Source organism: Thomasclavelia sp. (assembly GCF_017889095.1).
Taxonomy (GTDB): Bacteria; Bacillota_I; Bacilli_A; order Erysipelotrichales; family Coprobacillaceae; genus Thomasclavelia.
In genome coordinates, this window is the sequence record NZ_JAGHEW010000250.1 from 1 (window position 1) to 3,226 (window position 3,226).

Annotated in this window: 3 protein-coding genes and 1 pseudogene; all 4 read left to right on the forward strand. The window is 30.6% G+C overall.

The window, feature by feature from the left end:
- Nucleotides 1–340 precede the first annotated feature (340 nt).
- Nucleotides 341–1,249 carry a hypothetical protein gene (locus tag J7M77_RS11260; RefSeq protein WP_296878577.1) on the forward strand — a complete coding sequence of 303 codons (909 nt, stop codon included), beginning with the start codon at nt 341–343 and terminating at the stop codon, nt 1,247–1,249.
- Between the two features lie 42 nt (nt 1,250–1,291).
- Nucleotides 1,292–1,807 carry a hypothetical protein gene (locus tag J7M77_RS11265; RefSeq protein WP_296878579.1) on the forward strand — a complete coding sequence of 172 codons (516 nt, stop codon included), beginning with the start codon at nt 1,292–1,294 and terminating at the stop codon, nt 1,805–1,807.
- A 249-nt stretch (nt 1,808–2,056) separates the two neighbouring features.
- Entirely contained in the window at nt 2,057–2,824 is a 768-nt protein-coding gene (locus J7M77_RS11270; protein WP_296878581.1) for a terminase small subunit, read from the forward strand.
- Nucleotides 2,811–3,226: pseudogene (locus J7M77_RS11275) on the forward strand (PBSX family phage terminase large subunit); the annotation flags it as partial. The gene J7M77_RS11270 and the pseudogene J7M77_RS11275, both read left to right, overlap by 14 nt.

Below are 3,226 nucleotides of genomic sequence, written 5' to 3' on the forward strand. Positions count from 1 at the left end.
AAAGGCTATAAATAATTTAAAAATTTAGAAATCTGCAATTAAAAGCAGTTTTCTTTTTGTTTTTAGCAAAAGATGAGCCCTAATGAACCCCAATGACCTTTAATGAGCCTGTCAAGTGTGCTATTATAGTAATGTGAATTTTTCTAAAAAGTTCATGGACCAGTTTCTAATGGTTAGTTTCTAAGGATACCAGTTTCTAAAATGCTTTTTTTCACATATCTTTTCCCCTTTTTACATAATAAAGAAGAGCTTCCCCCAAGGCTCTTTTTTGTTTAATGTGTCGTTTTATGTAGGATTATGTGATATAATTAAGTATCATAAAATATGGGGAGATAGAAAAATGGAAACTAAACCAGTAAAGAAAAGAATTAATTTTTATCAAATTCAAGCAGAAAAAAATATTAATAAAAATGAAGAAAAGCTAACTTATAAAGAAATTAAAGATTTTTTTGATGATGTGTATTCTGATTTAAAAACAAATAAAGATGGATACAAATATGAATATTTTGAAACATTTGAAAAATATATGATTGAATACATTGTAATGAATGAAAAAGAGATGTTTGTACGAATAGGAAAAGAAACACCTGAAAATGTCATAGGAAAAAGAAATCATGATACTGGTAATTTGTCAAACATAGAATTAGATAATGGGGAAACAATTGAAACGTATACTTATTTATATGTAGATTTTGAAAATTGTATAATGTCCTTTCTAATGTTATCTGGTGCTCCAAGCAGAGTTGTTTTTGAAAAGTATTTAAATTCTATTGATCAAACAATAACTTTTGATTGTACGCCAATAACTACGAATAATATTTTAGAAAAAATTATTAATAAATCAATATTGGGAACTATACAATATAGCTACTGTAATCCTAAAGAAAATGTTTTAAAGGATATTCCTGGAGTAACAGATACTGTTTTAGATTCGTTAAATATAAATAAGAGTACTATTTCAGTAAGTTTAGCACCTCCTAGGAATAAATCACTTACAAGACGTGCGGCTGAGTTACTGAAAATAAAAGATGATTTGGAGCAACTGCACAATAATGATTTAAAAAAGATTTCTATAAATGCAAGAGATGAAGATGAAACAATGGTAACATATAATTTATTAGACTATAAATTTAATAGCTATGTTTCAATTCAAATGATTAATACTTTAAATGAAAATGATTTTAAAAAGATTATTATACATGCATATAATAAACAAAAAAAAGATTTATGTAATCATATAAGAGATTAATAAACATAAAAATAGATAAACTATAAAGGAGGGGATGATATTGTGGACAAAATTAAATTTTTAATATGCATTTCGCTCTTTATAATAGGATTTGTCTTATTAGTTGTTTCTAAAAAAAAGAATTATCAACAAATATATATGTATAGAACTATAGCGTATGTCTTGTTTTTATCAGCATTATTTTATATGTTTAATGAATATATTAATATTAAAAAAATTAGTAATTTACTAGAGACACTTACTACAATATCTGCTACAATTGCCGGTTTTGTATTTTCAGGAATATCAATTATTTTTGCTCTTTTGAATGTAGAATATGTTAATTCATTGTTCAAAAATAACTTTCTGGATAAAGTATTCTATAAAGCGTATATAGTGGTTATATTGTCATTGATAGATATTGCTTTGTATGTATTGATAAATCAATTTAGTATGGCTAGCTATAATATACTGATTTTATTTTATTTGTATATCTTTTGGTTATCTATATTACTATACATGCTTATGATTTTTGATTTTATAAAAGTAATAAAAAGAGTTAAGAAAAAAATCAAATGACAATACTATTTTTAATTTTATAGGTATAAAAGTCTTCCACAATAACTTAAGATTTACAACTTGTGAAGTGTAGAATGATCTGGGGTAAAATGTTCCCCATATTTTGTAAATAATAAATTAGAGTTACTACAAGTTATTTTGTAGCGACTCCATACCCACTGTTATTTTAAATACTCAATATTTTGATTAACCACTTATTAGTGGTTTTTCTTTTGCTCAAAAACACAATCAGGAGGTGGTGAAAATGACTTGAAAGAAAAATATGAACTTGCTTATGAAGATTATTTAGCCGGTATGAAATACAAAGACATAGCAGCTAAATACCAGGTATCGGTAAGTGCAGTCAAGTCATGGAAGAGCCGCTACTGGAAAGAAAAAAAGTTGCAACCAAAAAAGACAAAGGTTGCAACCAAAAAGGTCGCAAAACAGATTGCCAAAAAGATAGCAAATGAAAGTGAGCTGGATGAAAAACGCCAGCTTTTTTGCATTTACTACCTTAAGTATCATAATCAGGTTAAAGCTTATATGAAGGTTAATCCTAAAGCAAAATATGAAAGTGCATGTGTGATGGCAAGCAGGTGGTATAAGGAGCCTGAAATCCAGGAAGAAATAAACCGGCTGAAAAAGGAACTTTATGCTGATGCACTTCTTGATCCGCAGGATATAGTTCAAAAATATATCGATATTGCTTTTGCGGATATTACGGATTATGCCAGGTTTAAAGGCGGATATGTTGAACTGAAAGACAGTGAGTATGTTGACGGTACGATAATCCAGGAAGTGAGCCAGGGAAAAAACGGTGTTTCAATTAAATTCAATGACCGTATGAAAGCTTTAGACTGGCTGACTAAACACATGAACATCGCAAATGATGAACAGAAAGCCAAGATCGAACTTATCAAAGCCCAGACTAAAAAGCTTGCTGTTAACGATGATAACAGTGATCCTGAAGATGACGGATTCCTTGAAGCGCTGAATGCATCAGCAGGAGATGACTGGCAGGATGAAGAACAGTAGAGCGTTATTTAAATTTAAACCGTTCAGCAAGAAGCAGCGAAAGGTACTTAACTGGTGGTGTTCAGGGAGTCCGGTAAAAGACAAAGACGGTATTATATGTGACGGTGCGATCCGTTCGGGGAAAACTGTTGCTATGGCACTGTCTTTTGTAATGTGGGCAATGGAAAGCTTTGATGGAGAGAATTTTGGAATGGCCGGAAAGACTATCGGTTCTTTCAGACGAAATGTTCTTGCAGTATTGAAGCTTATGCTTAAGACCAGGGGTTATAAAGTTACTGATCATCGTGCTGACAACATGCTTACAGTCACGAGAAACGGTGTTACTAACTACTTTTATATTTTTGGCGGCAAGGATGAACGCTCCCAGGACCTTATCCAGGGTATTACACTTGCGGGAATGCT

What these genes read in the sequence shown, in the direction of transcription:
- J7M77_RS11260 (WP_296878577.1), top strand. Translation starts at nt 341, where the DNA reads ATGGAAACTAAACCAGTAAAGAAAAGAATTAATTTTTATCAAATTCAA.